Here is a 24,231-nt window from a genome sequence, read left to right on the forward strand (position 1 = left end):
TCCGAGCAACGGCCGGGGATGGACGCGTTCACGCACCTCGGAAGCGAGGTGCGGAGTGCGCTCTCGAAGCGGGGATTCGCCACGCCCACGGAGCCACAGCGCCGGGCGATTCCGACACTCGCGGCGGGCGACCACGCCCTCGTCATCGCCCCGACGGGGACCGGGAAGACGGAGACGGCGATGCTGCCCGTCCTGAACGCAATCGTCGAGCAACGACACGGCGAGGGCGTCCCGTTCGGCATCTCGGCGCTCTACATCACGCCGCTGCGGGCGCTCAACCGCGACATGCGCGAGCGACTGGAGTGGTGGGGCGAGGAGTTGAACCTCGACGTGGACGTCCGCCACGGCGATACCACCCAGTACCAGCGACAGAAGCAGGCAGAGAACCCGCCAGACGTGCTGGTGACGACGCCCGAGACGCTACAGGCGATGCTCACCGGCGAGAAACTCAGGCGAGCGCTCTCGGACGTCTCGCACGTCGTCGTCGACGAGGTACACGAACTCGCCGCCGCCAAGCGGGGCGCGCAGTTGACCATCGGGATGGAGCGACTGCGGGAACTCGCCGGCCCCTTCCAGCGAGTCGGACTGTCGGCGACGGTGGGCGACCCGGAGGAGGTGGGGAAGTTCCTCACCGGCGACCGGGGCTGTGAGATAATCGAGGTGGACGTCGGGAGCAAACTCGACCTGCGGGTGCTCCAACCCGAGATAACGCCCGAGGACGAGCGACTGGCGGGTCGGCTGATGACCACGGAGTCCATCGCCAGCCACGTCCGCGCGATTCGAGACATCATCGAGTCCCACGACTCGACGCTCGTGTTCGTCAACACCCGACAGACCGCCGAGGCACTCGGGTCGCGGTTCAAGGAACTCGACACGAACATCGGCATCCACCACGGGTCGCTCTCGAAGGAGGCGCGCATCGAGGTCGAAGACCAGTTCAAGGCCGGGGAACTCGACGCGCTGCTGTGCACCTCCTCGATGGAACTGGGCATCGACGTGGGGCGCATCGACCACGTCGTCCAGTACCAGTCCCCCCGCGAGGTGTCCCGTCTCCTCCAGCGAGTGGGGCGGGCGGGCCACCGCCGGGACGTGGTGTCGGCGGGGACGGTCATCGCGACGATGCCCGACGACGTCTTCGAGTCGCTGGCCATCGCTCGCCGGGCGCAGTCGGGCCACGTCGAACCGGCGGACATCCACCACGGCAGTCTCGACACCGTCGCCAACCAGATCGCGGGCCTACTGATGGACTTCGGGGAAATCGGCGCGATGCGGGCCTACGAGATAATCACCCGCGCGTACCCCTTCCGCGAGGTGACGAGAGAGCAGTTCCGCGAGGTGATTCGGGAACTCTCGAACAACCGCATCCTCTGGCTGGAGGAGGACGCGGATAGACTGGAGAAGTCCAGCGGGACGTGGCAGTACTTCTACGCCAACCTCTCGATGATTCCCGACGAGGCGACCTACGCCGTCGAGGACATGGCCTCCGGTCGGCAGGTCGGCACCCTCGACGAGCGGTTCGTCGTCAACTTCGCCGACCCGGGCGAGGTGTTCATCCAGCGCGGCGAGATGTGGCGCATCACCGAGGTGGACGAGGAAGAGGAGGAAGTGAAGGTGTCGCCCGTCGAGGACCCCGGCGGCGAGGTTCCCTCGTGGGTCGGACAGGAGATACCGGTCCCCTACGACGTGGCACAGGACGTCGCGGACCTGCGGGCGCGGGCCAGAGACCGGTTCGAAGAGGGGCAGCGTCGAGAGGAGGTGGCCCGGTGGGTCACGGAGGAGTACCCCACCGACGCCCACACCGCGAGCGAGGCGCTGAAACAGGTCGAACGGCACACGATGGCGATGCCGTCGGCCGACCGCGTCGTCGTGGAGTTTCAGGGCCGCGACGTGGTGCTGAACGCCGCCTTCGGCCACAAGATAAACGAGACGCTCGGGCGGGTGCTGTCGGCGCTCATCGGCCAGCAGACCGGGTCGTCGGTGGGAATGGAGATAGACCCCTACCGCATCGAACTGGAGGTGCCCCGTGGAGTTCGGGCCTCGAACGTCGTCGACGTACTGGAGGACACCGACCCGGACCACCTGGGAGCGCTCATCGAGTTGAGCCTGAAGAACGCCGACGCGCTGAAGTTCAAACTCGCGCAGGTGGCGGCGAAGTTCGGCGCGCTCAAACGCTACCGGGGGCGCGGGAGTTCGAACCAGTTCGGTCGCGGGCGCCTCCTGGAGGCCCTGCGCGACACGCCCGTCTACGACGAGGCGGTCCGCGAGATACTCCACGAGGACCTCGCGGTGCCCGAGGCGAGCGACGTCCTCCGGCGGATACAGGACGGCCGTATCGCAATCGAGGTTGTCGGCGAGCGCACCCCCATCGGGACGGGCGGACGCTCGTCGGGACAGGAACTGCTCGCCCCGGAGAACGCCGACGCGAGCGTCATCGAGACGGTGAAAGAGCGCATCCGGGACGACCGGATGCTCCTCTTCTGCCTGCACTGCAAGGACTGGAAGCGCAAACAGCAGGTCAAACGCATCCCGGACGAACTCTCGTGCCCCAAGTGCGGGTCGACGCGCGTCGCGGCGCTGAACCCGTGGGCGGACGAGGTGATAGACGCCATCACGAGCGAGGAGAAAGACGAGGAACAGGCGAAGATGACCCGCCGGGCCTACCAGTCGGCGAACCTCGTCCAGAGCCACGGCAAGCAGGCCGTCGTGGCTCTCGCCGCCCGTGGCGTCGGCCCGCACAACGCCGCGCGCATCATCGCGAAACTCCGCGAGAACGAGGAGGACTTCTACCGCGACATCATCAGTGAGGAGAAGCGCTACGCCCGGACGCAGTCGTTCTGGGACTGACCCTCTCGGCCGACGGGTCGGTCAGTGTACCGTCGTCGACGGCGGGCGCGTGGGTGTTCTCGTAGTAGTCGCGGTACTCACCGCGGGTCGTCCCTCCTTGCGGGACAGACAGACGGTCGCGTTGTACATCGCGCGAACAGTTGGGCGTCTGTCTCGATAAACGCGTATGGAGATCATCATTAATTCAGTTAGCTACGGTGCGCGTGACCCCGGACCGACCCGGGGGTAGACCCGAATTGCGCCGGAATCGACCGACGGCGTGGCAGTCCTCGCCCTCAGTCCCGGCGCGGGTCCGCGGCCGCCATCCCTCGTTCGAAGTGTTCGCGGGTGATGCGAATCTCGTCGGCGCGGTCGTTCGCCTCCTCGGGGCCGACCTCCTCGGCGAGGTCGCGGATGGCGCGAAGCGAGGCCTGCCGGACGAGGGCTTCGAGGTCCGCGCCGGAGAACCCCTCCGTCTCGGCGGCGAGGTCGTCGAGGTCGACGTCTTCCTCGATGGGCTTTCCCTCGGTGTGGACCGCGAGGATGGCCCGGCGAGCGTCGTGGTCCGGCAGGGGCACCTCGACGTGTGACTCCAGCCTCCCCGGTCTGAGCAGGGCGGGGTCGAGCGCCTCGTACCGGTTGGTCGCCGCGAGGACGATGAGGTTCGGGTTGTCCTGTAGCCCGTCGAGTTCCGTGAGCAGTTGCGAGACGACCCGTTCGGTCACGTCCTGTTCGCCACCGCGTCTGCCCGCGAGGGCGTCTATCTCGTCGAAGAAGACGATGGTGGGGGCGGTCTGGCGGGCGCGGTCGAACAGTTCGCGGATGGCCTTCTCGGACTCACCGACGTACTTGTCGATGAGTTCCGGTCCGGCGACGTGGATGAAGTTCACCTGGCTCTCGCCCGCGATGGCCCGCGCGAGCAGGGTCTTGCCCGTCCCCGGCGGCCCGTACATGAGGATGCCCGTCGGCGGGTTCGTCCGGGTGGCCTCGAACAGGCGTTCGTAGGAGAGTGGCCACATCACCGACTCGCGGAGGGTGGCCTTCACCTCGTCCAGTCCGCCCACGTCGTCGAACGTGGTGAGTGGGGTCTCGACGACGTACTCGCGCATGGCGCTCGGGTCGACGGCCGCCATCGCGGACTCGAAGTCCGCGCGCGTCACGGAGAGTTCTGGTTCTGGGGCCGTTTCGTCGCTCCCCTCGTCTCCGCCACCCGCCTCGCCGTCACTCGCTTCGTCCGGTTCGGCGGCCCCCTCGCGGTCGCGCGTCTCGCGGTCGTGGCGGTAGCGCCGCAGGGAGGCCATCGCGGCCTCGGTGGCGAGGGTGCGGATGTCCGCGCCGACGAACCCGTGGGTGCGTTCCGCGAGCAAGTCGAGGTCCACGTCCCCCGCGAGGGGCATCCCGCGCGTGTGGACGTCGAGGATCTCCCGGCGGCCCGTCTCGTTGGGCACGCCGATTTCGATCTCCCTGTCGAAGCGACCCCCTCGGCGGAGCGCGGGGTCGAGCGAGTCCACCCGGTTGGTCGCGCCGATGACGACTACCTCGTCGCGCCCCGCGAGCCCGTCGAGTTCCGTCAGAAGCTGGGCGACGACGCGGTTCTCCATGTCGGCGTCCTCGTCGCGGGCGCCCGCGATGGAGTCGATCTCGTCGATGAAGAGGATAGCCGGGGAGTGCTCGCGCGCCTCGGCGAACTTCTCGCGGATGCGCTCTTCCGAGTCGCCCTTGTACTTCGAGACGACCTCCGGGCCGGAGATGTCCGTGAAGTAGGCGTCGACCTCGTTGGCGACGGCCTTCGCGATGAGGGTCTTCCCGGTGCCGGGCGGCCCGTGGAGGAGGACGCCCTTCGGCGGGTCGACGCCGAGGCGACGGAACAGGTCCGGTTCCGAGAGGGGGAGTTCGATCATCTCCCGGATGAGGTCGAGTTCCTCGTCGAGGCCGCCGATGTCCTCGTAGGTCACGTCGGTCTTCGTGGGCCGGGAGGGCGTGGACTCGACCTCGCCGGAGGACCCCGACCCTCCGGCACCGCCGCCCCCGGACCCCGACCGGCCCATCGAGGTCCCGGCGGTTCGCTCGACGGGGTCGCCGCCGGGACGGACCGTCACCCGCGTCGAGTCGGTGACGCGGACGGTCCCCTCGGGGTCGGTGGCGACGATTTCGGCGTAGTCGTCGATGCGTTCGAGGCGGACGCGTTCGTCGGCGCGGATGGGTCGGTCGAGGAGGTGGCGCTTGACGTAGTCCGCGAGGTCGTCGTGGGGGGGCGTGCGGGGGAGTTCGACGGTGACCCGCGAGGCGTCCTCGACGGTCTCGGCGCGGACGGTGACGACGTCGCCGACGTTGACGCCCGCGTTCCGACGCGTGTCGGCGTCCATCCGGATGACGCCGTCCTCGCCGCCGGGCCACACCTTCGCGACCGTTTCCCGGTCGCCCTCGACGACGACCGTCTCGCCGCTGAGGATGCTCAGCGTCCGGCAGGTGGCGTTCGAGAGGCGGGCGATGCCGCGTCCGGCGTCACGCTTCTCCGCGCCCTGCACGGTGAGGTCCACGCCGGGCTTCTTGCTCATGAACCCCCTCGGACGGGAGGGACCTTCACACTTGTCCGAGCGGGAGACTCTACGACCCGCTGTCGGGTCGAACGTCCGGACCAGAGGGCTCAGCCGGAGTAACGCCTTTGTCGGATGCCACCACACGCGTTAACATGGTAACGCAGGTCGAGCGTGACGATATGACGTGGCACAACTGTGAGGCCTGTGGACTGATGTTCGACAACAGCGAGGACGCCGAGCGTCACGAGGAACACTGCGACGCCGAGGAACCCTCCTACCTCCAGTAGGCGACCCGCCGCGAGGCTGGACGCCCGGGGATCGGACCGGCCGGACCGTCAGCCCCACCCGCCGGTCTCGTCCGACCCGTCAGTTCCGTCGTCCCCGTCCTGCGCCGACCGTTCCTCGGCTGGAGCGCCGGTCTCGCCGTCCGACACGCGGTCGCTCGACTCTGGGACGATCTCCCACGAGCGCTCGCTGAGTTCGTCCTCCTCGAAGACGAACACCCGTCCCCGGGCGGCCTCCGGGTCGGCGTCGACCTCGGCGCGGTAGTCGCCCACGCGGGCCTCGACGCCGGGGAAGACCGTCGTCTCCTCGCCCGCCTCGAGGATGACGCGCCCGACACCGGTGTCCGCCAGAATCTCGTCGGCAGTCTTGCGGTCGTTGATGTAGACGACGACGCCCTCCGTCTCGGTGGGGTCGGTCACGAGGACGTGGACGTCCTTCCCGGGGCCAGTGAGGACGGGGCCCGTCGTCGCCTCGGGGACGCCGTGGTAGAAGACCGAACGACCGTCGACGTACTCGACGTACACCCCCTCCGGTTCGAGCGACACGGAGAGCGTCTCGGGGGCCACGTCGTTGCGAAGGCTCATACCTCGGTGTGGAACCCGAGCGCGCAAAAGGGCCGCGCTGTCCGCCCGCCCCGATTCGCGGGCCTGTCACTATCAGCAGTCGTAAGTGCGCCCGCACGAGAGAAGTGGGCGTGACTCGCATCGGACGGGCGAGCGCGCCCGCGGCGGGCACCGTCCTCAACGCCCTCGCGACGGGCGTGGGGTCGGCGTTCGCCATCGACATGGAGACCACGGCGACCGTCGACCTCGATTCGGGGACGGACGGCGTCACCGGCGAGATAGCGGGCGCACCGGACGCCGACACCCGCCTCGTCGAACGATGCGTCGAGTCCGTCGTCGACCGGTTCGGGGACGGCGAGGACTGGGGCGGTCGGGTCCGCACCGAGAGCGAGGTGCCGATGGCCGCCGGCCTGAAGAGTTCGAGCGCCGCCGCCAACGCGACGGTGCTGGCGACGCTCGACGCACTCGACGCCTCGGACGACATCGAGCGAATCGACGCCTGCCGCCTCGGCGTCGACGCCGCCCGCGACGTGGGCGTCACCGTCACCGGGGCGTTCGACGACGCCAGCGCCTCGATGCTCGGCGGCCTCACCGTCACGGACAACTCGTCGGACGGACTGCTCCACCGCGACGACCCCGACTGGGACGTGCTGGTGTGGGCACCGCCGGAGCAGGCGTTCAGCGCGGACGCGGACGTCGCCCGGTGCGAGCAGGTCGCGCCGATGGCCGACCTCGCCGCCGACCTCGCCCTCGACGGCGAGTACGGTCGGGCAATGACCGTCAACGGACTGGCGTTCTGTGCGGCACTCGACTACCCGACGGCCCCCGTCGTCGCCGCGATGACGCGAAGCGAGGGCGTGTCGCTGTCGGGGACCGGCCCGAGTTTCGTGGCGGTCGGCGAGCGGGCGGCACTGGAATCGGTGCGAGACGACTGGAACACCTACGAGGGAGACACATGGCTGACGACGACACAGACAGCGGGCGCACGGACGAGATGAGCCTCGACGAACTGCGCGACGAGATTCGAAACATCGACCGGGAGATCGTCGAACTCATCGCCCAGCGAACCTACGTCGCCGATACCATCGCAGGGGTCAAACGCGACCAGGGACTGTCGACGACCGACGAGGGACAAGAGGCGGCGGTGATGGACCGCGCCGGCGAGAACGCCGAACGCTTCGAGGTGGACGCCAACATGGTGAAGGCCATCTTCCGGTTGCTCATCGAACTGAACAAGATCGAGCAACGACACACTACGGAAATCGACGGACTGCGCGGTGATGGGGAGTCTGACGAATAGCGGCTTAAATAGAGCTTATACGCAATCGACGGAGAATCGTGAGACGGGGCGACAGTCGGAAACCGCGACTGGGGTGTCGGTACAAGACGGTGCTTCTCCGTCTTCGTCGACCGTGTGTACGTATCGGCGGAACGCAGACCGCGAGCGGGATCTCGTTTGTGACAATTGTTACTTATCTGAATAATATCTGGACTGAAAGAGTGCAATCCCTGTGATGTGACCCAACCCACGAGTTTTGTCCGACCAACTGGACGAGACCCGACTGAAACGCCCACCGGTCGTCCGGCGTGGGTGGGTTCTGTTCACACTGCCAACAGCTCTCAGGCGCGTACCGTGATCGTGTCGAAGTTCCGAAGACCGATCGAATAGTGCGCTCCCATCTCCAGGAGATGGAACACTACACCCGCATCGCCATCAACGGTCAGGACCACGGACGGGCCTATCGCGCGACTGAGTAGGCGGTACACCGTGTCGAGAGTGTATCTCTGCTACTTGTGCCGGTTCATCAGCACTCGACCGATGTGACCCATATCGTCGCCGGTTTGCCATCAGGTACGCCGAGGAACGTTCCGTACGCGACCGCCTGTTCGGTGGTACTCGGATTCCTCGCGACGTGGACGTTCCCCTATCCGGGGTCGATGAGCGCCTCGCCTGCCGTGTAGGTTCGAGCGACGCAGTCACGCTCGTTGGTGAGTTCGAGTTCCCTCTCGGTGATGGTCACGAGAATCGGCCCCGGGTGGGTGTGCCACCCGGAGGGAACCTCCGGGTGCCACGTCACCTTCGCGAGGACGACACTGGACGCATCGAACGGGAGCAGCGACGTGATTGGCCCCCGGTCGCTCCCGTCGTAGTCGACCACGAACCCCGCAGCGACGCTGTCCGGGGAGGTCGCGTGAGGGGCGAGTACTTCGACGCTGAATCCCTCGGGTTCGTCCACCCCACCTGTACTTACTGAGCTGCCGTCGGAGCGGGACTGACCCGCTGCTACCGGCGCGTTCAACATGAGCGCGCCGACCACGACAGCGCTGGTGTTCAGTACCGTCCGACGCAACACACTGTCCATCGAATCCGTTGCGGTGCTCGTCTGCAACAGGACGAACGCGACCACCGGAGAGTAACTCAATCGAGACGACGCTACAGTGCTTGCTGCATGGGGTGTGTGTCAGCGTACTCGACGAACCGGGTCACCCCACCGTTCTCGATGGTCAGGACGTGAGCGAACGCCGCCTCGACAGCGGTACCAGACGCCGCAGCTATCGCGTCGATAATTCCGGTCACCACGACCGTGTCACCAGCATCGATGAACTGCTTGTTTACGAGCGCGAACTCGCTCCAGTCCTCGGCGAGCGGCTGGAAGACGTGCTCCGCGATGGCCTGTGACCCGGTGTAGGTCCCGCCGTAGGGTCCCCCTTCGACGGCGACCCACTCGATGTCCTCGGTCCATCCCGCCATCGTCGCCTCCATGTCACCCTCGGCGAACGCGGCGTACAGCGACTCGACCAGTTCGACGTTCGATTGTGCGGTAGTGCTTGACATGACGATTCGATGTCCCATGGCGATGTGACGAGAAAACGGTTTGTGCTGACGTTTCAGAGCTTCTCGACGGATATTTAGTCCGACTATCGGTCAGACTAGTTCGGGGGGAATGCGCTGTCGACGGGTTGTGTCAGGCGGAGGAGGCTACTCCCACACGGGAACGTACGCACACCCGTCCATGAACAGCGCGGGCGGTGTCGGGAGTCGGCTGTTCGACACGAATATCGCCGAGGAGTGTCCGGTCGAACGGATGGTTGCGTGCTATCGTCCGTTCGGCCTGTTCGGACGTGATGATGAGCGTGCGTTCGCCGTCCGGAGCGACGACCCACACGTCATGGAAGGGGTCGAGGCCGTCTGGCGTCGTGTGAAAATCGTACGCCCACACGCAGTAGCCACTCGTGAAGCACGTGCCCGGGAGCAGCGTTCCTCCGAATGCCTGTAGCTGGGAGGTGGGTTCGAGTGTTCGTTTGGGAGTTGACTGCGTTGCCATGCCCCCATCATACGAACCCCGTCAGGGTATGGATTTGTTACCGATTGGTAGATTCTCTGGTTATCTGTATATGAGGGTGATGACGGTGATATACCCACACACGCTCTTTCTACCAGTAGGTGCCCGACGCGACAGACACGTACCGCGTACGTAACAGACGACTCCGACCGGATAGACCACGTACTTTCAGTTCCAATCTGTTTGCAGAGGAGGAATTCGGCGACGCGAGCTCGACGGTATCGACGGGTGTCGGTCGAAATCTGTGGCTACGTCCCAGTAGTTGTTCGTGGTGTCAGCCTCGAGTACGAGCCGAGGTCGTCTTCGGACCCCGGCGTTCGATGCACTCGTAGACGGCGTTCCTGAGTTCCACTTCTCGGGGGTCGTCCTTCAGGTGGAGGCCCATCCGGTTCGGGGTGTAGGCGAAACCCAGCCCCACATCGGGGTCCGCGAACCCGAACGACCCGCCAGCACCGGGCGTGCCGAACGCGGAGTCGGATGTCCCGAACCGGAAGTCGGGTGACGGTTTCGAGTACCCCATCGCGTACGCCGTCTCGATGCCGATGACGACGTCACTCGTCTCACCGGACGGTGGTACCGGGGGTGCAGTCAGTTCGGCGAACACTGACCCGCCGAGTCCCAATGCTCTTCCGCCTGTCGCCAGGTCGCCGTACAGTTGTGCCATCGAGCGAGCGGTCCCGATACCGTTGGCCGAGGGAATCTCGACGGCGCGGAACGCACGACTGTTCAGGTCTGCCGGGCGTCGCGTGCCGAGGACGTTCAATGCCCGGCTCGTCACCGACCAGGGGTTGAAGAACGACAGGACGAACCGGGGTGACATCGTGCGGAGGTTCCGGAACATGTCCAGCGGTCCGAACGCATCGAGGGCGGCTACGCGCTCGTCTGGTACGTGTTCGGGCAGCCCGATGTAGAACGTGAGGTCGAGCGGTTCCGCCACCTCCTCGGCGAAGAACCGGCCCAACGTCCGCCCGTCGGTGTGTCGGAGCAGTTCGCTTGCGTACCAGCCCAGCGTGAACGCGTGATACCCTTGGCGCGTCCCGGGCTCCCAGTCGAGGTCCTCCCTCGCGAGTAGCTCCGAGAGGAACTCCACGTCGGCGATTTGTTCGGGTGACAGCCGCCCATCGAGCGTCGCGAGCCCCGCCTGGTGGCTCAACAACTGCCGGACCGTCACGTCACCCTTCCCGCCCTGCGCGAACGCCGGCCAGTGGTCGGCGATACGGTCGTCGAGCGCGAACAGTCCACGGGAGAGGGCGACGGCAATGGCCGCAGCCGCCATCCCTTTCGTCCCCGAGGCCACGAGGACCATTGTCTCGGCCTCCCATGGGTGTTCACGGGCGGTGTCCCGGTGGCCACCCCAGAGGTCCACGACGGGGTCGCCGTAGTGGTAGACGGCGAGGGCCGCGCCGAGTTCGTCTCGCTCGGCGAAGTTCCCCGCGAACACCTCGCGGACCGGTTCGAAGCCGGGCGCAACGGTGCCGTGAACCGCCACGGCATCGGCAGCCGAAGATGCAGTCGTCATTTCGCTGCTCCCGACTGGCGTTCGTCCGGTCCCGAGCGGTTCGTCGTCATGCCGAGGCGGCGCGTGTGGGCAGCCATCGGGACGAGGGTCGTCAGACCGCCCAACCCTTTCGGGGGCATGTCTCGGTAGAAGGTCTCGTAGTTGCCGTCCTCGATGAGGTAGATTTCAGCCCAGAAGCCGACTTCACCGTTTCGCAGGTTCTCGTTGACCCACCTCCAGGCGGGAACGTGCATGTCGTTCGGGTTCTGTGCGAACCGCTGGAGGTCTTCGAGTGACCGCCAGTACTGAATCGAGCCGCCACCGCGGAGTCCCTGCAACGCTGGCTGGTAGCCGAGGAACCCGCTGTCCGGGTCGGTCGCCAGTTCCTCGAACATCGCACCGATCTTTCGCCCTGCGAGGAACCACTTGTGGATGGCACGGAGCCTGTTGAGCCGAAATCCGTTGATGTACAGTACGAAGTCGCCATCGATCTCCGCAGCCATTCGGCCACTGATTACGTGTCCCATCTTCTCATGTAGACCCTTTGAAGGGATAATCGTGACTGTCGATGTCTACAGTTGTTGTCGCTCGAGCGAATCTCCGATCTCCCCCCCGTTCGAGAGTGGAACCTACGATTCTCCGTTGACAGACAGCCGCTCTCCGTCTATCGTTCGGCGCGTGCCGCCTCTGCTCCGAGGTTCCCTGTCGCGACCCCGGGGGGTTGATGCAGACATCGAATCCGACAGATATCGAACGGCTGGTAGCAACACAGTTCGCGCTATCCACTCCTCCACGAGCGTTTCAACGTTCTCGGACGTCTCGCGGTACGCGGCAGCTAGTTCGTCCTCGTCGGGCCGGTCGGACTCGACTGACGTTGCTACTGAACCTCGCTGAACCGTTCGCCGTCGCGTGAGCCGTTCCGTGCCATCGGTATCAGGTACCGTGGCCGAGGAGTCACACAGTGACTGCCGGTGAGTGCTGAGGTTGGAAACGAAGCCGTGAGTAACCACCCAGCGACGCGGGAACCGACGGACGAGATTCGCGTCTACCGGTCCTGAGTCCCCTCCGGTCGGGCTACTGCCCGGTCGCGTCGCCGATCTTCCCGACGACGCTCGTGAACGCACCGCTGAAGAACTCGACCATCGCCTCGCCGGCGGCCTCGTCGTCCTCGTCGACGGCCCCCTCGAGCGCCTGCGCGTACGCGCGGAACACCTCGCGGTAGGTGTCGGCCATCCCCGCGCCGACCGCGATGATCCCTCGCTCGCGGGCGCTGTCGAGGTTCGACTGCAACGCGTCGTGGGCCGCGTCGTCCTCGCTCTGCTCGTCCAGGTAGTGGGCCAGCGCGTTGCGGACCACCGCCCGTTCTCGCTCCGACAGGTGTACCGTCACCCGCTGGTGGGACTGGTCCGGTTCGGTCATACCCGTGGGTCCGGGCGGGCGGGTAAAGTCTCCCTCGTCCCACCCCTGCCGTTCACCCAACACCTAACTGACCTGTCCCGGAAGTGTCCGGTATGGCCCCCCCACCGACCGCCCCCCTCCGGAATCCGCACTCCAACGAGCAGATGCGCGAACCGCGTCGTCCCGACCCGACGCCCGACACCACCCCGCCGGGCATCACGCTCGCCTGCCTGGTTCGGCTGGCGGTGGTCGCACTCGGCGTCTCGGCCGGATTCGACCTGCTCGCCGGGTCGACGTCACTGCTCGGCGGCGCGTTGCTCGTCGTCTCGGCGGTCGAACTCCCCGTCGTCTGGGGGCTCTGGCGACTCCGCGCGTGGGCGTGGCGCACCGCCCTCGCCCTCTACGCCGTCGCCCTCGTCGTGACCGTCGCGGCGGGGTTGCTGGTCGTCCCCGCCCTGACGGCACTCGTGGCCGGGTACGTCTATTCGAAACGCGGGGCGTACCGCCGAGAGCGACCCGCGGCCGAGTCGCGTCGCTGACCTCGGCTCACGCCTCCTCGACGTCTACGACCTCGGCGTCGAAGTCGTGCCACGGGTTCCCGTCGGGGTTCAGCGCCGCCTCCAGGAGCCGTGTCGCCTCCCCTCCAGCCCCCTCTGCGTCGTCCGACTCGACGGTCGCGCGCCAGGTCCCCTCGGCGTCGAACTCGACCGTCGTCTCGTCGTCCTCCGGGTCGCCACCGTCGACGGTCTCCACGGAGTAGTCCTCCCAGGTCCCCTCCACGTCCCCCTCGTCGAGGGCCACCTGCAGGTGGTCGAGTGCGATGTCGGCCGGGGACCGGTCGCCGATGTTCGCCGGGGAGACCTGTTCGTGCCACGTTCCCTCGAACTCGAGTGTCACGTCGTACTCCATCGTGCCCACCGAGAGCCACGCAGAGGGGATAACGCTGTGGCCGGACTGGGACAAGGGCCGACGGGGAACGGCCCTCGCCAGCGCGTTCGTCTCAGTACTCCCAGCGGCGCGTCACCCGCGCTGCGACCTCCGGGTGGGCCTCCCGCAGGGCGTCGGCGTCCCGTTCGCCGTCGACGTTGACCACGTGGACCTCCCCGCGCCGGTCGGAGTAGACGTCCTGGAAGTCGTAGACGACGCCGACGACGGTGACGCCCTCGGGGACGTCGTCGCTCTCGACGAGCGAATCGACCTGCCGGTCGACGTTGTACTCCACGAGGTGGTTCACCGCGTCCTCGCGGTCGAGGTCGTCGGGGAGGGCGTCGATCCCCGACTGGAGGTGGGGTTCGAGCAGTGCGAGGCAGTGTTCGATGCCGGGCGGTTCCTCGATGCCGCCGGTCAGGTCGTCGTAGGCCGCCGTGACCGCCCCGCACCCGGTGTGGCCGACGACGACGGCGAGGTCGGTCCCGGTGTGCGCGAGAGGGTAGAGGACGTCGCCCGAGACGACGGTCCCGGCGTCCGTTCGCTGGACGACGCGGTTCCCGATGTTGCTACACGTGAAGATTCCGCCCGGTTCGTCGTTGCCCCACATGTGGTCCTGCAGGACTCGCGAGTCCGAACAGCAGACCGTGACCGCGTTCGGGTGCTGTGCGTCCTGGACGTCGCCGAAGCGCGACTGGAACTCGCTGGCGTGGTCGGCGTTCCGTTCGAGCAGTTCGACGAATCGCTCGTGCATACGTGGGTGCATCTCCCGGAGCGACTATAGCGTTCGCGTCTTCGCAGTTGTCGCCGGGGGAGCGCGATCCCACCCACCGTCGTAACCGCTATCCCGTCGTTCCGGCTATCGTGAACCGACGGCACGACCACACAACACCGATGACGGACACCACCACGGACCCGGGGAGCGAGCACCGAGCGGAACCCACCCGAATTGCCTTCGTCTGCGTCCAGAACGCCGGCCGGAGCCAGATGTCCCACGCGTTCGCCGAACGCGAGGTCGAACGTCGCGGCCTCGACGGGCGCGTCGATCTCCTGACCGGCGGGACCCACCCCGCGGACCGCGTCCACCCCGCGGTCGTCGACGTGATGGACGAGGTGGGCGTCGACCTCTCCGGGCGAACCCCGCGCGAGCTATCGGACGAGGAACTGCGCTCGTGCGACCACGTGGCGACGATGGGGTGTTCGACGCTCGACCTCGGGACGGCGACGGGCGTCGAGGTGCGCGACTGGGACCTCGACGACCCCGACGGGAGGGGACTGGACGAGGTTCGCGAGATTCGTGACGAGGTCGAGCGTCGGGTGCGGGCGCTGTTCGACGAGCTAGCGCCCGCGACGAACTGAGTCGAACAGGCCGGGGGGTACCCGCCGTCCGACACGGTACGCCGGCACCAGCGTTACCCGGCCGACACACCAACCGGAGGGCATGACCGACGGAGACGACGCAAACGACGGGGGGCGGTCGGACGACGGGACTGGCGACGGCGACTCCCTCGCCGACCGGTTCGAGGGGGTGCGAGCCAGCCTCGACGGTGCGGCCGAGGTCGCCGGAGCGACCGTCCGACGGGGCGGTGAGGCGCTGGACGACTCGACGGCGGACGCGAGGCGAGACGCCGCCGCCGGTGTCGGGACCGTCGCCGACCGGGTACGGGCGGGCCTCGAGACGACGCGCCGGTCGGCCGAGGCCCTCGTGAGCGACGAGGGCGGCGAGGTGCCGACCGACCCCCTCCCGGTCGAGCGGGCCCCCGGACTCGACGCGACGGGGCGCTCAGTGCGGCGAGCGGGTGACAGCGCCCGCTCGCTGGTGCTCGACGGCGCGCTCCCGGTTCGGCGGGCGGCCGCCGACGCCGGCCTGCGCGCACGGGCCGGCGTGCGCGTCGGACTGGCGGAGGTCACCCACACGGTCCGCAACGCGGACACGAGGGAGGTGGCACTCTGGGGCGTCGGGACCAGCCTCGCGCTCTCGAACCCGGCCATCGCCGCGTCCTACTCGACGTACGCGCTGCTCTCGGCGGCCATGGCCGCCGGGATGGGTATCGGCGCGTACGTCAGTTCTCACGAGGACACGCCGCTCGACGACGTCGACCCGCTCACGCTCGGGCGGGACGCCCGGCGGGGGTCGCGTGCGGGTCGGCGACTCGGGGGGACGGCGGCGCTGGCGGGGGCGGCGTCCGTCGTCGGCAGTCGGGTCGCCGACGAGACGGCGACCGGCACCGAGGGGAGCGGGTACGGCGACTGGCTGGCGAACGCGGACGTCGAGGCCGTCCTGGCGGGCGCGCGCCGGGCCGCGGAACACGAGCGGGGGGACCCGTGGGCGCCGGTCTTCGGCGCCGGACTCGGGCTCCTCGCGGGCTACGTCGACGACGGTGACGACGAGGAACTCCGCCGACTGCTCGACGACGACCTGCGGCGGGAGTTCGACGAGCGGACGGGAGCGCTGGAGATAGAGGAGGAATGAGCCGCTGAGGGGCGTCGGCCGGCCCCGCCGGTCACGACTCGTTCGCGGTCACGCCCGACCCGCCTACCGACACCTCGCCTTTGAGCGTCTCCGGGTGGTAGTGGTCGTGGTAGGCGACGAGTTTCGGTTCGGCCCGGAAGGCGACGGTCCGCTGTTCGCCCCGCTCTTTCGCCGTCTTCGAGTCGTGGACGACCTCCCCCTTCTCGTCGAGGAGGGCGAGCTTGTGGGTCGCGCCGTCCTCGTTGAGCCAGACGAGTTCGTACGTCTCGCCGGTCTTCAGCGCGAGGGTGGGGTTGGTCGCCCCGCGAATCGCCTCGGGCGTCTCGCCGACCCAGCCCTCCTCGGTGGCCCGGAGTTCGACGGTCGTCACCATCTCGCTCGCGTCGAGACAGCCGCCGCCGACGGCGGCGACGAGTGCGCTCCCCGAGAGCGCGAGCGTTCGGCGTCTGGTGTAGGTCGTCATGGTCGTTCAGTCCGTGATGGCCGCGTCCTCGCCTTCCGTCCCGTAGACGACGTGGCTGTAGTTCAGGAGCGTCACGAAGACGACGCCCCCGACGACGTTCCCGACCGTCGTCACGCCGAGGAACTGCGCCCACTGGGCCAGCGAGACGTCCGCGCCGGCGAGCATCCCGGCGACGACTTCGATGTTCCCCGCGACGCAGTGGGGCAGGTGGCCGAAGCCGATGGGGAACGTACAGACGACGATGACGAGGATGCGACTGACCGAGTCGCGGACCGACGTGAGGACCCACGAGAGCAGGCCCATCAGCCAGCCGGCGAGGATGGCGCCGGTGAACACGCCCACCGTCGAGAGGTCGATGAACGTGCGCGCGGTCGAGACGAACGCCGCGGTGTCGACGAGGTGGAGTTCCGGGCCGGCGACGACGAGGAAGCCGGCGAACAGCGCGCCGCCGACGATGTTACCGGCGTAGACGAGCCCCCACAACTGGCCGAGGTCCCCGAGTCCGGCCTCCCCATCGAGGACCGGGAGGACCGCGAGCGTCGTGTGCTCGGTGAACAACTCGGTCTGGGCCATGATGGTCAGGACGAACCCGAAGGTGTAGACGAGCGACTTCACCAGGTGGGTGACGCCCTCGCCCATGACGCTCCCGAGCACCGTCGTGACCGCGAGCAGGCCGAAGACGCTGATACCGAGGTTGAGACCGCAGGAGAGCGCCGAGAGGAACTGGCCGAACGCCGGCCGCTCCAGCTCCGCCAGCCCCTCCTCGATCTGCAACTCGAGGATGTTCTCGTAGTGTCTGGGGGTGTCCAGCTCCTCCGAACCCATGTGCCCCCCACTACTCGGGTCCGCCTGATGGTCGGCGTGCACGCACGTGCAGGCCGAGCGGGGTCGAGGGGGGCGACCCTCATCAGTTACCCATCGAACACTTGTCGGCACCGGGCATCGCCCCCGTGTGACACACGAGCGACGGGACGACGACGGACCGGGCGGCGTCGGGAGACGGGGCGTTCTCAGGGGACTCGCCCTCGCGGCGCTGGCCGGTGCAGGGACCGAGAGCGTCCGGGCCGCGGCGAACGACGGCGCGGGGTACGACCAGCGACCCGTGAGTATCGACTCCTTCGACGGGACGACACTGGCGGGGAGCCTCTACGAACCGACCGGGCCGGGACCGTTCCCGGCCATGCTGATGACCCACGGGTGGGGCGGCGACCACACGAGCGAACGGGTCCGGCGGCTGGCAGACCTGTACGCCTCCAACGGCTACGTCGTCCTCGCGTACGACTCGCGGGGGTTCGGCGAGTCGGGCGGGGGCGTCGGCGTCGACGGGCCGAACGAGGTGGGCGACGCCCGGGCGCTCGTCTCGTGGCTCGCCGAGTACGACTCGGTGGCGAACGACGGCCCCGACGACCCGAAGGTGGGCATGGACAACGTCTCCTACGCGGGCGGCATCCAGTTGAACACCGCCGCCGTCGATGACCGCATCGACGCCATCGTCCCGCGGTGGGCGTGGAACGACCTCCCCTACGCGCTGGCACCCAACGGCGTCATCAAGGCCGGGTGGGACACCCTCCTGTTTGCCACCGGCGTCACCGGAGCGCGCGGGGTCACCTCCGGCGACGGCTACCCGCAGGAGGAGGACATCCTGAACGGCCTCGACCTCGAAGTGTACGAGGCGAACCTGCTCGGGTCCGCGACGAACGAGTTCCCCGAGGAATCGACCGAGTACTACCGCGCCCGGTCGCCCTCGACGAAACTCGACGGCGTCGACACCCCGACGCTGGTGATTTCGGGGTGGCCCGACACGTTGTTCGTCCCGAACGAGGCCCTGTGGAACTACGGTGGCCTCAGAGAGCGGGGCGTCGAGACGCGCCTCGTCCTCTTCGAGGGAGGTCACACGCTGACCGACGCCGCCGGTTCCGACCAGCGTTCCGTCCTCGACGACGCCGCCCTCGCGTGGGTGGACGAACACGTCGCGGGGCGGGGACCGGCGGACCTCCCGCCGGTGACGTTCTACGAGGTGCAGTCGGGCGAGTGGCGAACGACGAGCGACGTCCCGCCGGGGAACGCCGGGGCGGAGACGTTCGACCTCGCGGACGCTGGTTCGGGCGTCTCGCTCGGCGACTCGACGCTCGTGGCGAACAGCGTCGCGCCCACCTCCACGAGTCAACTCTCGCTGGAGAACGGCGACCACGTCCCCGGTACGGCGGCGGACTTCGACTTTACCCTCGACTCCGAGACGGAGGTGTTCGGCGCGCCGGCCCTCTCGCTCACCCTCGACGCCGTCGGGACGGAGGCGCACCTCTACGCCAAGGTGTACCGGGTGGTCGACGGCGAGGCCACCCTGATAGACAACCAGGTGACGCCTCTCCGGTTCGACGGCCCCGGCCGTCACGAGGTGGACGTGGAGATGACGGCCTTCCAGCGGCGGTTCGCGGCCGGCGAGACCCTCCGGGTGACGCTGGCGACGACTGACGGCGGGTTCTACAACTCGCGGGAGTGTGCGGGGGTCAACGTCCGCCACGCGCCGGGCGAGTCCACGGTCACGTTCCCCGTCGTCGGCGCGACGGGAGACCCTCCCGACGTGCCGGGGATGACGCCGGAGACGCCCGGCGGTCGCCCGTCCGGGTAGGGGTCGGGGAGGCAGGCTCAGAACTCGCTCGCCAGTGCGTCCAGCGCCTCGTGGTGGCGAATCGTGTGCGGGGCGGTCAGCGGCGAGACGCTGATCCGACCCTCGAAGACCGCCCGACGGTCGGTGCCGTCGGGGTCCGGGATGGTCCCCTCGGCCATGCGCTCCCAGATGCGGTCGTGGAGCGTCACCTCGCCGTCGTCGTACTCGGCGTCCATCTCGTACACCGTCGAGGGGTCCGTCACCTCCATCGCGCTCTCGGTCCCGTCGCGGGCCAGCGGGGCGTTCACGTTCAGGTAGTCGGCCTCCTCGAAGACGCCCGCCTCGAACGCCTCGCCGACGAGAAAGCGGGTCGCGCGGGCGGCCTCGCGGTAGTCGTCCTCGTCGGGCGAGTACGACCAGAACTCCTCGTCGCCCGTCGGGATGTACATGGAGACGGCGATGGCGGGACGCCCGAAGAAGGCCGCCTCGACGGCGGCGCTGACGGTTCCCGACCGGCCGAGGGTGTACTGGCCGAGGTTCGCCCCCCGGTTGCACCCCGAGACGACGAGGTCCACGTCGGGGACGAGCGACTGGATGCCGGCGACGACGCAGTCGGCGGGCGTCCCGTGGACGGCGTAGCCGAGTTCGGCCTCGTCGACGGCGACGCGAGAGGAGAGCGACCGGCCGACGGCGCTCTGGTCGTCGGCGGGGGCGACGACGGTCACCTCCACGTCGGGGAGGTCGGAGAGTGCGGCGTGCAGCGCCAGCAGACCCGTCTCCTCGATGCCGTCGTCGTTCGTGAGCAGGACGTGCATGGCGGCGGTGCGGCCCCTGCGGACTAAAACCCCGCCGCCCCTCACCCGTGTTGCCGCCAGAAATATAAGTATCCGTGACTGAATCCACGTCGGACTAGAACACACGATGACAGGAAAACGCATACTGGCGGTGTTCGCCCTCGTCGTGGGCGTCTCCCTCCTCGGGACGGGACTCGTCTTCGCCACCGACGTGGGCGACAGCGTGGCCGACGCGGCCCTCGGCGAGGAACAGGTGGCCCCCTACGAACCGGCACCCGGCGAACGCGGCAACAGCGAGACGGCGGCCAACCGGACGTACGACTTCTCCATCGAGTCCATCGAGGAGTGCGGCACCACCTGCCGCGACGTGACGGCGGCGCTCACCAACACGGGAGACGTCGCTCGCTCCGACGTGGTCGTGGAGACGCGCATCTACGCGGACGACGACCTGCTCTGGCGGGGGAACGCGACGGCGGGGTCGCTCGCCGTGAACGAGACCTACGAGAGCAGCGCGCGGGTCGACCTCGGCTACCGCGACAGCGCGACCGTCAAGCGCAACGATGGCTACGTCACGATCCAGACCATCGTCCACTCGGCGGAGGGACGGAAACTGTACGAGGAGCGACGACAGGTCGCCTGAGTCGGACACTCCCTCGATTCGTTCTCGATTCGTTCTCGGTTCGTTCTCGGTTCGTTCTCGGTTCGTTCTCGGTTCGTTCTCGGTTCGTTCTCGGTTCGTTCTCGGTTCGTTCTCGATTCGCGCACTCTCGACCGCAGTGGCCACGCTACGTCGGCACGCGGTCCACGACGGTTTCGGCGTCCACGACGAGGTTGTACGCCGCCTCGTCGTCGTTCCACAGGAGGAGGGCGTTCTCGAAGGTCAGCAGGTCGCCGTAGTCCGCCTCGCGCAGGTCGCGGTTGAGCGCCGACTCGCGCGTACAGACCGCGTAGTGGTCGAGGGCCTCGCTCCCGTCGCCGACCTTGTACAGCGGGTTGCCCTCCTCGCCCGAGAGGTCGTGGCTCAGTTTCACGGCGAGGACGTCGATGCGTTCGGTGACGTTCGACTCCGCGTCGGCCATCCGCGCGAACCGCCCCGGGTCGGGGGTGAATTCGACGGCCCGCCTGTCGTCGTGCCGGAGGAGCGAGGAGGCGTACTGCACGTCGACGTTGACGAACTCGCCGAGGGCGTGGTCGGGGTCCGTCGCCGCCTCGTCCAGTCTGTGCTGGAACTCGGGGACCGCGAGGTCGGGTTTCACGTCGAACGACCACCCCCGGTCGGTCGGCGTCTCGCCCGGCCAGAGGCGCACCGCGGGGCCGTACACCGTCATCCCGTCGGCCTCAAGCGAGCGTTCGACCTCGCGCAGACCCGTCGCCGTGTTGCGGTCGGCGGGGGCGAGTGCGACGAGGGTCCCCTCGGGCGCGAGGTGGTCGGCGTAGCGCCGGGCCACCGCCTCGGGGTCGTCGAGTTCCGAGAGGACGTTCGCGAACAGGACGATGTCGTACTCCCCCTCGGGGGTGAAGTCCTCCGCGGTCTCGCGGTGGACGGTCACCCGCCGGTTGCGACCGACCTCGACCAGCGACTCGAAGACGTCCGCGGCGGCGCTGGGTTCGACGGCGTGGTAGTCCACGAGGCAGTTGTCGGGCAGGCAGTCGAGGAGTCCCAGGGCGGGGCCGCCGACGCCCGCGCCGACGTCGAGGACGCGGAGGCGGTGGGGGAGCAGGCCGTCGGAAGCGAGGTCCGCGAGGACGTACCCCGCCACGGCGTAGTAGTCGGGGAGGTGGTAGAGCGCGTAGGCGAGAGCCGTCTCCGCGTCGTACTCGACGGGGTGCTGACGGTAGTAGTCGTCCTTGACCCGGCGGATGACCGCCCTGAGTCGGTCGCCGGAGTCACCCTCGTGCCAGTCCAGTCCGTAGCGCTCCACGAGGAGGTCCTCCAGTCGGCCGGCGTGGTCGCGGGGGAACTCGGTCACGCCCTCGAAGGCGAGTTCGACCGGTCCCTCGTCGACGGGGGTGAAGGTGCCGTCGTCGCGTTCGACGACGCCCAGTTCGACGGACTCCTCGCGGAGCACCTGCCGGACGACGGCGGGGTGGGGCGTCCCCTCGACGTAGTCGGTCAGTTCCTCCGGGTCGAGGGGACGCACCTCCCGGAGGTACCGCGCGCTGTCGAGCACCGCCCGCCGCTGGTCGGCGTTCATCGTCCCTCACCTGCGTCGTCCGGGCGGTCGGGGTGGTCGGATAGTCCCGGACGCGCCTCGCGGTAGAGGGCGGCGAAGGCTTCGTCGTCGGCGTCGGCGACCCGACGTGCGGCCTCGGCGACGTCCTCTGCCCCGTCGAACGTCGACTGGATGTCGGCGTAGACCCGCGCGGTCCCGCCCGTGACGCGGTCCACGAGGTCACCCAGCGCACGCGAGACGGGCGTCTGGAACTCCTCGCGGACGGGTTCGGCGGCGAGTCCGTAGGCGAGGACGGCGGCGTGGGCACGTGCCTGTACGGTCCGCATCGCCCGGTCGTGTTCCTCGGCGGTGGTCTCGAAGAGGTCGTTCCCCCGGTCGGTCAGTGTCGTCCGCACGCGGTCCGTGACGAGGCCGGGTTCGTCGGCGACGACGGCGACGTTCCCGGGCGCGGCGTCCGGCGCGAACAGGGGGTGGAGACTGACCCGTTCCCTGTCGGGGGCGTGTTCCCGCATCGCGCGTACCGCGGGGTCCATGACGCCGGAGACGTCGAGGAGGGCACGGTCGGCCCGCCCCGCGTGCTCTGCGACGGCGTCGGCCACCGCCGGGAGGGGGACGGCGAGGCAGACGGCGTCGAAGCGTTCGTCGGTGTCGAGTGGGACGGTCCGACCGCCGGTGGCCGACGCCGCCCGGTCGGCGGCCGACGGGTCCGCGTCGGCGAAGGCCACGTCGGCGTCCGTGTCGGCGGCGAGCGCACCCCCCAGCCAGGTGCCCATGTCGCCCGCGCCGACGACGAGGAAGTTCATACCGGTGAGTGTCCGCCGCCGTCTAAAAGCCTGTCCGACCGCGTTCCGGGGCCACGAGGGGATTCGTCGGGCTCCCGCCGGGCTATCGGTGTAGCTCCCCGGTCGGGTCGGCGGAACACAGCTAGCGACCGACGTTACCCCCGGGGAGTCGATAGCCGGAACGACGATGGCCACCTGTGATTACTGCGACGCGCACGTCTCGCGCCAGTTCCGGTCGGTGTTCGCCGACCCGGACGGACGGATACTGGCGTGCCCGAACTGCTCTTCGACCACCGGCATCGCCGAGACGACGCGAGAACGGATGCGCTCCGCTCGGAGCGGGGGGTAGGGTCAGTCGACGACCAGTTCCTTCGGGTAGCCCGTGAGGTTCACGAAACCGTCCTCGGTGACGACGACGAGGTCCTCGATACGGACGCCGCCGTGGTCCGGGTCGTAGAGGCCGGGTTCGACGGTGACGACGTGGCCCGGTTCGAGTTCGTCGCCGCCGGGGGCGACCGACGGACGCTCGTGGATGTCGAGGCCGACGCCGTGACCCGTCGAGTGGATGAACCCCGTCTCCGTCGCCTCGTCGCTCCGCAGGGTGGATTCGCCCGCCGCCTCGTAGACGTCGCAGACGGCGTTGTGGACGTCCTCGCCCGTCGCGCCGGGTTCGATGGCGTCGAAGGCGGCGTCCATCGCCTCCAGCGTGAGGTCGTACCACTCCTCGATGACCTCGCTCGGTTCGCCCTTCACGAACGTCCGGGTCATGTCGGCGTAGTACTTCGAGTCCTTCCCGCGCGGGAAGATGTCGACGATTATCGGCTGGTCGGGTCGGAGCGGACCGCTCCCCCGGTCGTGGGGATCGGCGGCGTCCGCCCCGCAGGCGACGATGGTCTCGTCCAGCGCGTGGTCGTGTCTGAGGAGTTCCATCTCTATCTCGCGGCGCACCCGCTCGCTCGTCAGGTCCTCGCCGTCGTGTGCGAGGACGCCGTCCCGGACCACCGATTCGCGAATCAACTGCTCGGCGCGGGCCATCGCCTGCTCGTTCGCTCGCTGGGCGACGCGGACGTGTTCGACCTCCTCGTCGGTCTTGGTGGCGCGAATCTCCGTCACCACGTCGTCGGTGTCGGCGGTCACCTCGACGTCCTGTTCGCGGATGCCGTCGGCGGTGGCGAGGGGGAACCGCGCGGGGGTGTAGACGGACGCCACGTCGTGGTCGTCGAGGAACGCGGCGAGGACCCGGTTGCTCGCCTCGCGGGGGCCGTGCTCCGCCCGGAGTTTGCCGTAGCCGTAGTCGACGGTCCGTGCGACGCTCGCGGCACCGCTCTCCTTTCTGGCCCGGCCGTACTCCAGACTGGAGACCAGCAGGTGGACGTCGCCGTCGTACAGCGTCACGAACGGGTCGGGGGCGTCGAACCCCGAGAGGTAGCGCTGGTCTGAGCTCTCGGCGTCGGCGTCCACGAGGTAGCCGTCGGCGTCGTGGTCGTCGAGGAAGGTGTCGAGTCGCGAGAGGTCGGGTCGCATAGCGAAGGGTGTCGCGCGCCCAGCAAAACACTACC

25 protein-coding genes and 1 pseudogene are annotated in these 24,231 nt (G+C 68.5%); 10 read left to right on the forward strand and 16 right to left on the reverse strand.

The features are described from left to right. The first annotated feature begins 18 nt into the window (after window positions 1-18). A complete protein-coding gene (locus NKG96_RS09510) occupies window positions 19-2,844 on the forward strand; it encodes a DEAD/DEAH box helicase (protein WP_254538132.1) in 2,826 nt (941 codons plus the stop codon). A 275-nt stretch (window positions 2,845-3,119) separates the two neighbouring features. On the opposite strand, the gene NKG96_RS09515 is transcribed toward NKG96_RS09510, so the two are convergent. Further along, the gene (locus NKG96_RS09515) at window positions 3,120-5,381 is read right to left on the reverse strand and encodes an AAA family ATPase (protein WP_254534705.1); all 2,262 of its coding nucleotides are present in this window, start codon (window positions 5,379-5,381) and stop codon (window positions 3,120-3,122) included. A 134-nt stretch (window positions 5,382-5,515) separates the two neighbouring features. Between NKG96_RS09515 and NKG96_RS20895 the strand changes: the two genes are divergently transcribed. Continuing rightward, window positions 5,516-5,650, forward strand: coding sequence for a DUF7128 family protein (locus NKG96_RS20895; RefSeq protein ID WP_256558081.1), 135 nt, complete (start codon window positions 5,516-5,518; stop codon window positions 5,648-5,650). 159 nt (window positions 5,651-5,809) lie between these two features. Here NKG96_RS20895 and NKG96_RS09520 read toward each other — a convergent pair. Then, a pseudogene (locus NKG96_RS09520) lies at window positions 5,810-6,232 on the reverse strand (DUF5796 family protein); the annotation flags it as partial. 110 nt (window positions 6,233-6,342) lie between these two features. Between NKG96_RS09520 and NKG96_RS09525 the strand changes: the two are divergent. Together NKG96_RS09525 and NKG96_RS09530 are read left to right on the forward strand one after the other, a co-directional pair. Next, window positions 6,343-7,209, forward strand: coding sequence for a shikimate kinase (locus NKG96_RS09525; protein ID WP_254534706.1), 867 nt, complete (start codon window positions 6,343-6,345; stop codon window positions 7,207-7,209). Next, the gene (locus NKG96_RS09530; protein ID WP_254534707.1) at window positions 7,167-7,511 is read left to right on the forward strand and encodes a chorismate mutase; all 345 of its coding nucleotides are present in this window, start codon (window positions 7,167-7,169) and stop codon (window positions 7,509-7,511) included. Before NKG96_RS09525 ends, NKG96_RS09530 begins: the two co-directional genes overlap by 43 nt. Window positions 7,512-8,136: 625 nt before the next feature. Here the strand turns inward: NKG96_RS09530 and NKG96_RS09535 are convergent. The 6 genes from NKG96_RS09535 to NKG96_RS09560 all read right to left on the reverse strand — a co-directional run bounded on the left by NKG96_RS09535 (window position 8,137) and on the right by NKG96_RS09560 (window position 12,472). Continuing rightward, on the reverse strand, window positions 8,137-8,574 hold the full coding sequence (locus NKG96_RS09535; protein WP_254534708.1) for a cupin domain-containing protein: 438 nt from the start codon (window positions 8,572-8,574) through the stop codon (window positions 8,137-8,139). Window positions 8,575-8,645: 71 nt separating this feature from the next. Then, window positions 8,646-9,047: a nuclear transport factor 2 family protein gene (locus NKG96_RS09540; protein ID WP_254534709.1), complete on the reverse strand. Its 402-nt coding sequence runs from the start codon at window positions 9,045-9,047 to the stop codon at window positions 8,646-8,648. A 130-nt stretch (window positions 9,048-9,177) separates the two neighbouring features. Further along, on the reverse strand, window positions 9,178-9,537 hold the full coding sequence (locus NKG96_RS09545) for a hypothetical protein (protein WP_254534710.1): 360 nt from the start codon (window positions 9,535-9,537) through the stop codon (window positions 9,178-9,180). Between the two features lie 292 nt (window positions 9,538-9,829). Then, entirely contained in the window at window positions 9,830-11,074 is a 1,245-nt protein-coding gene (locus NKG96_RS09550) for a serine hydrolase domain-containing protein (RefSeq protein WP_254534711.1), read from the reverse strand. Continuing rightward, a complete protein-coding gene (locus NKG96_RS09555; RefSeq protein ID WP_254534712.1) occupies window positions 11,071-11,580 on the reverse strand; it encodes a DUF4188 domain-containing protein in 510 nt (169 codons plus the stop codon). The genes NKG96_RS09550 and NKG96_RS09555 overlap by 4 nt, the downstream gene beginning before the upstream one ends. Before the next feature lie 547 nt (window positions 11,581-12,127). Further along, window positions 12,128-12,472: a hypothetical protein gene (locus NKG96_RS09560; RefSeq protein WP_254534713.1), complete on the reverse strand. Its 345-nt coding sequence runs from the start codon at window positions 12,470-12,472 to the stop codon at window positions 12,128-12,130. A gap of 92 nt (window positions 12,473-12,564) precedes the next feature. On the opposite strand from NKG96_RS09560, the gene NKG96_RS09565 reads away from it, so the two are divergent. Next, a complete protein-coding gene (locus tag NKG96_RS09565) occupies window positions 12,565-12,990 on the forward strand; it encodes a hypothetical protein (protein ID WP_254534714.1) in 426 nt (141 codons plus the stop codon). A 7-nt stretch (window positions 12,991-12,997) separates the two neighbouring features. Here the strand turns inward: NKG96_RS09565 and NKG96_RS09570 are convergent, their stop codons facing one another. Further along, window positions 12,998-13,360 carry a hypothetical protein gene (locus tag NKG96_RS09570; protein ID WP_254534715.1) on the reverse strand — a complete coding sequence of 121 codons (363 nt, stop codon included), beginning with the start codon at window positions 13,358-13,360 and terminating at the stop codon, window positions 12,998-13,000. 91 nt (window positions 13,361-13,451) lie between these two features. Further along, window positions 13,452-14,132, reverse strand: a complete 681-nt coding sequence (locus tag NKG96_RS09575; RefSeq protein ID WP_254534716.1) for a carbonic anhydrase — start codon at window positions 14,130-14,132, stop codon at window positions 13,452-13,454. A 140-nt stretch (window positions 14,133-14,272) separates the two neighbouring features. Between NKG96_RS09575 and NKG96_RS09580 the strand changes: the two genes are divergently transcribed. Together NKG96_RS09580 and NKG96_RS09585 are read left to right on the forward strand one after the other, a co-directional pair. Next, window positions 14,273-14,737: an arsenate-mycothiol transferase ArsC gene (locus NKG96_RS09580; protein ID WP_254534717.1), complete on the forward strand. Its 465-nt coding sequence runs from the start codon at window positions 14,273-14,275 to the stop codon at window positions 14,735-14,737. Between the two features lie 82 nt (window positions 14,738-14,819). Then, window positions 14,820-15,851, forward strand: coding sequence for a hypothetical protein (locus tag NKG96_RS09585; RefSeq protein WP_254534718.1), 1,032 nt, complete (start codon window positions 14,820-14,822; stop codon window positions 15,849-15,851). A 31-nt stretch (window positions 15,852-15,882) separates the two neighbouring features. Here NKG96_RS09585 and NKG96_RS09590 read toward each other — a convergent pair whose 3' ends face one another. Beyond that, on the reverse strand, window positions 15,883-16,314 hold the full coding sequence (locus NKG96_RS09590) for a cupredoxin domain-containing protein (protein ID WP_254534720.1): 432 nt from the start codon (window positions 16,312-16,314) through the stop codon (window positions 15,883-15,885). A 6-nt stretch (window positions 16,315-16,320) separates the two neighbouring features. After that, the gene (locus NKG96_RS09595; protein ID WP_254534721.1) at window positions 16,321-17,139 is read right to left on the reverse strand and encodes a formate/nitrite transporter family protein; all 819 of its coding nucleotides are present in this window, start codon (window positions 17,137-17,139) and stop codon (window positions 16,321-16,323) included. Window positions 17,140-17,266: 127 nt separating this feature from the next. Here NKG96_RS09595 and NKG96_RS09600 point away from each other — a divergent pair, with 127 nt between their 5' ends. Then, complete coding sequence (locus tag NKG96_RS09600) at window positions 17,267-18,943, forward strand: CocE/NonD family hydrolase (protein WP_254534722.1); 1,677 nt, start codon at window positions 17,267-17,269, stop codon at window positions 18,941-18,943. 17 nt (window positions 18,944-18,960) lie between these two features. On the opposite strand, the gene surE is transcribed toward NKG96_RS09600, so the two are convergent. Then, the gene (gene surE / locus NKG96_RS09605; RefSeq protein WP_254534723.1) at window positions 18,961-19,737 is read right to left on the reverse strand and encodes a 5'/3'-nucleotidase SurE; all 777 of its coding nucleotides are present in this window, start codon (window positions 19,735-19,737) and stop codon (window positions 18,961-18,963) included. 106 nt (window positions 19,738-19,843) lie between these two features. Here surE and NKG96_RS09610 point away from each other — a divergent pair, with 106 nt between their 5' ends. Then, entirely contained in the window at window positions 19,844-20,356 is a 513-nt protein-coding gene (locus NKG96_RS09610; protein WP_254534724.1) for a hypothetical protein, read from the forward strand. Window positions 20,357-20,501: 145 nt separating this feature from the next. Here NKG96_RS09610 and NKG96_RS09615 read toward each other — a convergent pair whose 3' ends face one another. Both NKG96_RS09615 and NKG96_RS09620 read right to left on the reverse strand, forming a co-directional pair. Next, on the reverse strand, window positions 20,502-21,911 hold the full coding sequence (locus NKG96_RS09615) for a small ribosomal subunit Rsm22 family protein (RefSeq protein WP_254534725.1): 1,410 nt from the start codon (window positions 21,909-21,911) through the stop codon (window positions 20,502-20,504). After that, complete coding sequence (locus tag NKG96_RS09620; RefSeq protein WP_254534726.1) at window positions 21,908-22,693, reverse strand: prephenate dehydrogenase/arogenate dehydrogenase family protein; 786 nt, start codon at window positions 22,691-22,693, stop codon at window positions 21,908-21,910. The genes NKG96_RS09615 and NKG96_RS09620 overlap by 4 nt, the downstream gene beginning before the upstream one ends. Window positions 22,694-22,859: 166 nt before the next feature. Here NKG96_RS09620 and NKG96_RS09625 point away from each other — a divergent pair, with 166 nt between their 5' ends. Beyond that, window positions 22,860-23,021 (forward strand): DUF7563 family protein, encoded by a 162-nt coding sequence (locus NKG96_RS09625; RefSeq protein ID WP_254534727.1) that lies wholly within the window; start codon window positions 22,860-22,862, stop codon window positions 23,019-23,021. Between the two features lie 2 nt (window positions 23,022-23,023). Here the strand turns inward: NKG96_RS09625 and NKG96_RS09630 are convergent, their stop codons facing one another. Next, window positions 23,024-24,196, reverse strand: a complete 1,173-nt coding sequence (locus NKG96_RS09630) for a M24 family metallopeptidase (protein WP_254534728.1) — start codon at window positions 24,194-24,196, stop codon at window positions 23,024-23,026. Window positions 24,197-24,231 lie beyond the last annotated feature (35 nt).

This window comes from Halomarina litorea (assembly GCF_024227715.1).
Taxonomy (GTDB): domain Archaea; phylum Halobacteriota; class Halobacteria; order Halobacteriales; family Haloarculaceae; genus Halomarina; species Halomarina litorea.

Coding starts and splice junctions, on each gene's coding strand:
- NKG96_RS09595 (WP_254534721.1), bottom strand. CDS start 17,139: ATGGGTTCGGAGGAGCTGGACACCCCCAGACACTACGAGAACATCCTC.
- NKG96_RS09585 (WP_254534718.1), top strand. CDS start 14,820: ATGACCGACGGAGACGACGCAAACGACGGGGGGCGGTCGGACGACGGG.
- NKG96_RS09590 (WP_254534720.1), bottom strand. CDS start 16,314: ATGACGACCTACACCAGACGCCGAACGCTCGCGCTCTCGGGGAGCGCA.
- NKG96_RS09535 (WP_254534708.1), bottom strand. CDS start 8,574: ATGGACAGTGTGTTGCGTCGGACGGTACTGAACACCAGCGCTGTCGTG.
- surE (WP_254534723.1), bottom strand. CDS start 19,737: ATGCACGTCCTGCTCACGAACGACGACGGCATCGAGGAGACGGGTCTG.
- NKG96_RS09570 (WP_254534715.1), bottom strand. CDS start 13,360: ATGGAGTACGACGTGACACTCGAGTTCGAGGGAACGTGGCACGAACAG.
- NKG96_RS09530 (WP_254534707.1), top strand. CDS start 7,167: ATGGCTGACGACGACACAGACAGCGGGCGCACGGACGAGATGAGCCTC.
- NKG96_RS09625 (WP_254534727.1), top strand. CDS start 22,860: ATGGCCACCTGTGATTACTGCGACGCGCACGTCTCGCGCCAGTTCCGG.
- NKG96_RS09550 (WP_254534711.1), bottom strand. CDS start 11,074: ATGACGACTGCATCTTCGGCTGCCGATGCCGTGGCGGTTCACGGCACC.
- NKG96_RS20895 (WP_256558081.1), top strand. CDS start 5,516: ATGGTAACGCAGGTCGAGCGTGACGATATGACGTGGCACAACTGTGAG.
- NKG96_RS09575 (WP_254534716.1), bottom strand. CDS start 14,132: ATGCACGAGCGATTCGTCGAACTGCTCGAACGGAACGCCGACCACGCC.
- NKG96_RS09610 (WP_254534724.1), top strand. CDS start 19,844: ATGACAGGAAAACGCATACTGGCGGTGTTCGCCCTCGTCGTGGGCGTC.
- NKG96_RS09615 (WP_254534725.1), bottom strand. CDS start 21,911: ATGAACGCCGACCAGCGGCGGGCGGTGCTCGACAGCGCGCGGTACCTC.
- NKG96_RS09545 (WP_254534710.1), bottom strand. CDS start 9,537: ATGGCAACGCAGTCAACTCCCAAACGAACACTCGAACCCACCTCCCAG.
- NKG96_RS09580 (WP_254534717.1), top strand. CDS start 14,273: ATGACGGACACCACCACGGACCCGGGGAGCGAGCACCGAGCGGAACCC.
- NKG96_RS09510 (WP_254538132.1), top strand. CDS start 19: ATGGACGCGTTCACGCACCTCGGAAGCGAGGTGCGGAGTGCGCTCTCG.
- NKG96_RS09515 (WP_254534705.1), bottom strand. CDS start 5,381: ATGAGCAAGAAGCCCGGCGTGGACCTCACCGTGCAGGGCGCGGAGAAG.
- NKG96_RS09560 (WP_254534713.1), bottom strand. CDS start 12,472: ATGACCGAACCGGACCAGTCCCACCAGCGGGTGACGGTACACCTGTCG.
- NKG96_RS09630 (WP_254534728.1), bottom strand. CDS start 24,196: ATGCGACCCGACCTCTCGCGACTCGACACCTTCCTCGACGACCACGAC.
- NKG96_RS09540 (WP_254534709.1), bottom strand. CDS start 9,047: ATGTCAAGCACTACCGCACAATCGAACGTCGAACTGGTCGAGTCGCTG.
- NKG96_RS09620 (WP_254534726.1), bottom strand. CDS start 22,693: ATGAACTTCCTCGTCGTCGGCGCGGGCGACATGGGCACCTGGCTGGGG.
- NKG96_RS09565 (WP_254534714.1), top strand. CDS start 12,565: ATGGCCCCCCCACCGACCGCCCCCCTCCGGAATCCGCACTCCAACGAG.
- NKG96_RS09555 (WP_254534712.1), bottom strand. CDS start 11,580: ATGGGACACGTAATCAGTGGCCGAATGGCTGCGGAGATCGATGGCGAC.